Source organism: Burkholderia sp. APQ4-4ca, assembly GCF_057837105.1.
In genome coordinates, this window is record NZ_JBYQCG010000156.1 from 1 (window position 1) to 4,739 (window position 4,739).

Below are 4,739 nucleotides of genomic sequence, written 5' to 3' on the forward strand. Positions count from 1 at the left end.
GGCGGTGTTTGGCACCTCGATGTCGGCTCATCTCATCCTGGGGCTGTAGCCGGTCCCAAGGGTATGGCTGTTCGCCATTTAAAGAGGTACGTGAGCTGGGTTTAAAACGTCGTGAGACAGTTTGGTCCCTATCTGCCGTGGGCGTTGGATATTTGAAGGGGGCTGCTCCTAGTACGAGAGGACCGGAGTGGACGAACCTCTGGTGTACCGGTTGTCACGCCAGTGGCATCGCCGGGTAGCTATGTTCGGAAGAGATAACCGCTGAAAGCATCTAAGCGGGAAACTCGCCTTAAGATGAGATATCCCTGGGGACTAGATCCCCTTGAAGGGTCGTTCGAGACCAGGACGTTGATAGGTCAGGTGTGTAAGCGCAGTAATGCGTTCAGCTAACTGATACTAATTGCCCGTAAGGCTTGATCCTATAACAAGTCTGCCTTGTCGATCGGCGCCGTGTGAAAGCACTGGCCGCGATCCAAAGCGACAAGTTGGATTCTCGTGTGTGATACACACAACCTAATTACTGCTTCTTCCCAGATTGGTTCTGTTGGCCACGCCAGCAGAACAACCCCTTTGCCTGATGACCATAGCGAGTCGGTCCCACCCCTTCCCATCCCGAACAGGACCGTGAAACGACTCTACGCCGATGATAGTGCGGATTCCCGTGTGAAAGTAGGTAATCGTCAGGCTCCCCTCAAGCCAGAAACCCCCGCCTGATCAGGCGGGGGTTTTTGCATTTAAGCGTCCTAAAAAGCATACGGCGAAGCGCCCCATTCCTCGTAACCCAACAGCGTGCACACGCCAGATCAGATCATCCGCGCTCCTGCTGCCCAGCCTTCCTCCGGAACGAAGCTCCGCGATTTGATACGATCGAAGTGTCGTCGACGAGGGCATCTGTCGATGATCGTGTTCGAACAGGGCTTGATGGAGAGGGGCGGGGAATGAATATCGGCGACGCGTCGCGCGAATCCGGAGTCAGCGCCAAAATGATCCGGTACTACGAACAGGTCGGCCTTCTTGCGCCGAGCAAGCGTACCGATGCCGGCTACCGCATCTACGGCGCGGACGAAATCCATATCCTGCGGTTCATCCGCCAGGCGCGCCGACTCGGCTTTCTTGTGGAGGACATCCGCAAGCTGCTGATGCTCTGGCAGGATCGCTCACGCGCCAGCGCCGAAGTGAAATCGATCGCACTTGAGCACGTGGCCGAACTCGACAAACGCATCGCGGAGTTGAGCGACATGCGCGACACGCTGGCCGATCTGGCCGCGCACTGTCATGGTGACGGCCGGCCTGAGTGCCCGATTTTGGCGCGCTTGGCCGACGCCGCTATTGAACCAAATTAGTGCGTGGGCTCGAGTCTCAAAATGTGCTCAGGCCGAATATCATTATAAATCAAAGTGTTACATGCGATTCAATCGTCGTCATTCCAAATTGGAATGGTCTCCATGCAAGTTTTTCACTGGTATCTTGGTGCGGCGTCGCTATAATTCGGGATAACCCTATACGGGAAATCCCTGAATCTCGATTCACCAGGGGTCCCTCTTCCTTGGAGAACGTCATGATCGCCTACATCGTCGAAAAGCTGAGCAACTGGTTTGAATCCGCAGAACGTGAGCGCCGTGAGGCTTACCTCGCCACGTCGTCGGACATCGTCCAGCTCGAGAGCCGCATCCGCTCGCTCGAAACCAACGGCTACTCGCTGTAATCGGAGTCACCGTCAGGTGCCGCGCGGCACCGAGCGATAAGCAAGCCCCGTATTGACGGGGCTTTGTTTTTTTGTGCGCCGGATCTGGCGAAATCGTCGGTGCAGCGCTATGGTGTGGACCTGCTTTTCCTTGTGAAGGACATGATCATGGGTTTGCGTTTCGATGTGCGTCGCAGTGCCCGCGCGCGTCTCGTTCTGGGTGCGGTCGTGCTCGTCCATGGCCTCGCGGCCGGTGCCGCGACGTCGTCCCGGCCACTGGTTCTCGATACGCAGCGCGGTATCCAGGACGGCAAGGGTGGGTTGGTGTTGCAGACGGCCCCGTTATCGCAGGAACCGATCGTCGAGCCGGCCGGCATGCGGGATCCGGCCGGGCAGGGGCCGAACACGTCGGTTCCGCTGTTCGTCGCGCCGTATATCAACGTTCCCGCGTGGGGCGGGCAGCCGAACAACCAGCCGAGGCTCGCGCCCCGGCCGTAGCCGTAACGACCGTCGCCCGGTCAGTTTCCGCGGTGCTCGATTTGAAAGCGGGCGCCGCTATCCTGTCCCAGCTTCTCGACCAGGTACGGCAATACCTCGTTCATGCTCTGAGCGAGCGTATATGGCGGATTCAGGATGAACATCCCGCTGCCGTAGAGGCCCAGTCCGTCGGTCGGCGGGTTCGATACCGTCAGCGTCAGGTGCAGCCAGTTGTTCGGCTGCAGGCGTTTCAACTGCTCGGGAAAGCGCTGCGATTCCGTGCGCGTGACCTGCGGATACCAGATCGCATAGCAGCCGGTCGCGAAACGCTTCAGGCATTCTGTCACGCAGCTCACCGTGCGCGCGTAATCCTTCTTGTCCTCGTAGGACGGATCGATCAGCACGAGTGCGCGCCGCGGCGGCGGCGGCAGCAACGCCTTGATACCCTCGAAACCGTCGCCGGCGAAGATCATCGCGCGTCGCCCCGCATCGCGGAAATTGTGGCGCAGCACATCGATTTCCGTCGTGTGCATTTCGAACAGGCGCATACGGTCCTGCTCGCGCATCGACCGCCATGCGATGTACGGGGAGCCCGGATAGAAGTGCAGTTCGCCGTCGTCGTTCAGCGCGCGGACTTCGTCCACATAGTCGCCGAGCGCCTCCGGCAGGCTCTTTTCGTCCCACAGCCGGCCGATGCCGGTATCGAATTCCGACGTCTTCGCTGCATAACCGTCGCGCAGCGAGTACACGCCGGCGCCCGCGTGCGTATCGATGTACCAGTACGATTTGTCTTTCTTGTTCAGGTAGCGCAGCAGCTGGACGACGACGGCGTGCTTGAGCACGTCCGCGTGGTTGCCTGCGTGAAAACCGTGACGATAACTGAGCATGGCTGGCTGCCTGAAACGAAAGGTGAATCGATGAAAGCGGTCGATCGGGCGCGGCGGTGAGGCCGGGCGCCGATGCGGCCGCGTATTGTACGCGAGTGGCCGCGCGTCGCCTCACTCGTATGCGTCGCCGACCACTGCCTCAATGCGTTGTTTCACATCCGGCGTCAGCTTCGCCGCAACGTCGAGCGCGCGCATGTTGTCGCCGACTTGGTCGAGCCGCGATGCGCCCGTGATGACCGAACTCACGCGCGGATTCGCGAGCACCCAAGCGATGGCCAATTGGCCGGTACTGCAGCCGAGCTCGGCCGCGATCTCGCCGAGCCGTTCGACGATGTCGTTGGCGGCCCGATCGGTCAGGCGTTCGCGCATCCAGTCGTAGCCCGGCAACTGCGCGCGGCTACCGGCCGGCACGCCGTTGCGGTACTTGCCGGTGAGCAGACCCGAGGCCAGCGGGCTCCAGGTCGTGAGGCCGAGGCCGTAATCGTCGTAAAGCCGCGCATATTCCTGCTCGACCCGCGTGCGGTGGAACAGGTTGTACTGCGGCTGTTCGACGACCGGCTTGTGCAGATGGTGGCGCTCGGCGATTTCGCACGCTGCACGGATCTCGTCGGCGCTCCATTCCGACGTGCCCCAGTACAGCGCCTTGCCGCGCACGATCATGTCGCTCATCGCCCAGACGGTTTCCTCGATCGGCGTATGCGGATCCGGGCGATGGCAATAGACCAGGTCGACATAGTCGAGCTGCAGCCGGCGCAGCGAGCCGTCGATTGCGTTCAGCAGGTACTTCCGGTCAGCGTGTGATACTGGTTCGGGGCTTCCGCGAGCCCCCAGAAGAACTTCGTGGACACGATATAGCTGACGCGCGGCCAGTCGAGCGACTTGAGCGCGTGGCCCATGATTTCCTCGGACTTGCCGCCGGCGTAGACCTCGGCGTTGTCGAAGAAATTGACGCCCGCGTCGCGTGCCGCGGCGAGGCATTCGCGCGCGACCCGCTGGTCGACCTGGTTGCCGTACGTCACCCACGAACCGAGTGAAAGCGCGCTGATCTGCAGGCCGGAGCGGCCTAGCCGTCGATAGTGCATGAGACTCTCCTGCTGAACGGAACCGACCTTAAGCTTAGACGTTTTGCGCACGAACGGCGGGGCCGATCGTGCACAATGACGGCTGGCCCGCCGCCGCGATTTCGCGCTGAACGCGGATGCGGCGGGCGCGTGTTTTATCGATCCGATAACGGGAGGAGACGGACATGGCAGCAGATCTGAGCGGCAAGACCGCAGTCGTCACGGGCGCCGCGAGCGGCATCGGCAAGGAAATCGCGCTGGAGCTGGCCAAGGCCGGCGCGGCCGTCGCGATCGCCGACCTGAACCAGGACGGCGCGAACGCGGTCGCCGACGAGATCGTCAAGGCAGGCGGCAAGGCGATCGGCGTCGCGATGGACGTGACCAATGAAGATGCCGTGAACAGCGGCATCGACAAGGTGGCCGAAGCGTTCGGCTCGGTCGACATCCTCGTGTCGAACGCCGGCATCCAGATCGTCAATCCGATCGAGAACTACTCGTTCGCCGACTGGAAGAAGATGCAGGCGATCCACGTCGACGGCGCGTTCCTGACGACGAAGGCCGCGCTCAAGCACATGTACAAGGACGATCGCGGCGGCGTCGTGATCTACATGGGTTCGGTGCACTCGCACG

General features: G+C 61.3%; 5 protein-coding genes, 2 rRNA genes and 1 pseudogene. 6 read left to right on the top strand and 2 right to left on the bottom strand.

Features of this window, described 5'->3' with window-relative positions; all coding sequences use genetic code 11:
- From AC3IFE_RS18675 to AC3IFE_RS18695, 5 genes are all read left to right on the top strand, one after another.
- Positions 1-421: ribosomal RNA gene (locus AC3IFE_RS18675) — 23S ribosomal RNA — on the top strand; the annotation flags it as partial.
- A 152-nt stretch (positions 422-573) separates the two neighbouring features.
- A 5S ribosomal RNA gene (rrf, locus tag AC3IFE_RS18680) occupies positions 574-686 on the top strand.
- 252 nt (positions 687-938) lie between these two features.
- The gene (gene cueR / locus AC3IFE_RS18685; RefSeq protein WP_089467879.1) at positions 939-1,343 is read left to right on the top strand and encodes a Cu(I)-responsive transcriptional regulator; all 405 of its coding nucleotides are present in this window, start codon (positions 939-941) and stop codon (positions 1,341-1,343) included.
- 215 nt (positions 1,344-1,558) lie between these two features.
- A complete protein-coding gene (locus tag AC3IFE_RS18690; protein WP_006478295.1) occupies positions 1,559-1,705 on the top strand; it encodes a DUF3563 family protein in 147 nt (48 codons plus the stop codon).
- A gap of 147 nt (positions 1,706-1,852) precedes the next feature.
- Positions 1,853-2,182 (top strand): hypothetical protein, encoded by a 330-nt coding sequence (locus AC3IFE_RS18695; RefSeq protein WP_489191520.1) that lies wholly within the window; start codon positions 1,853-1,855, stop codon positions 2,180-2,182.
- A 20-nt stretch (positions 2,183-2,202) separates the two neighbouring features.
- Here the strand turns inward: AC3IFE_RS18695 and AC3IFE_RS18700 are convergent, their stop codons facing one another.
- On the bottom strand, positions 2,203-3,048 hold the full coding sequence (locus tag AC3IFE_RS18700) for a 23S rRNA (adenine(2030)-N(6))-methyltransferase RlmJ (RefSeq protein WP_489191518.1): 846 nt from the start codon (positions 3,046-3,048) through the stop codon (positions 2,203-2,205).
- Positions 3,049-3,159: 111 nt separating this feature from the next.
- Positions 3,160-4,130 (bottom strand): annotated as a pseudogene (locus AC3IFE_RS18705) (potassium channel beta subunit family protein).
- A 164-nt stretch (positions 4,131-4,294) separates the two neighbouring features.
- Between AC3IFE_RS18705 and AC3IFE_RS18710 the strand changes: the two are divergent.
- Positions 4,295-4,739, top strand: a 445-nt coding sequence (locus AC3IFE_RS18710) for an SDR family NAD(P)-dependent oxidoreductase (RefSeq protein ID WP_489191519.1), incomplete at its 3' end; no start/stop codon positions are given.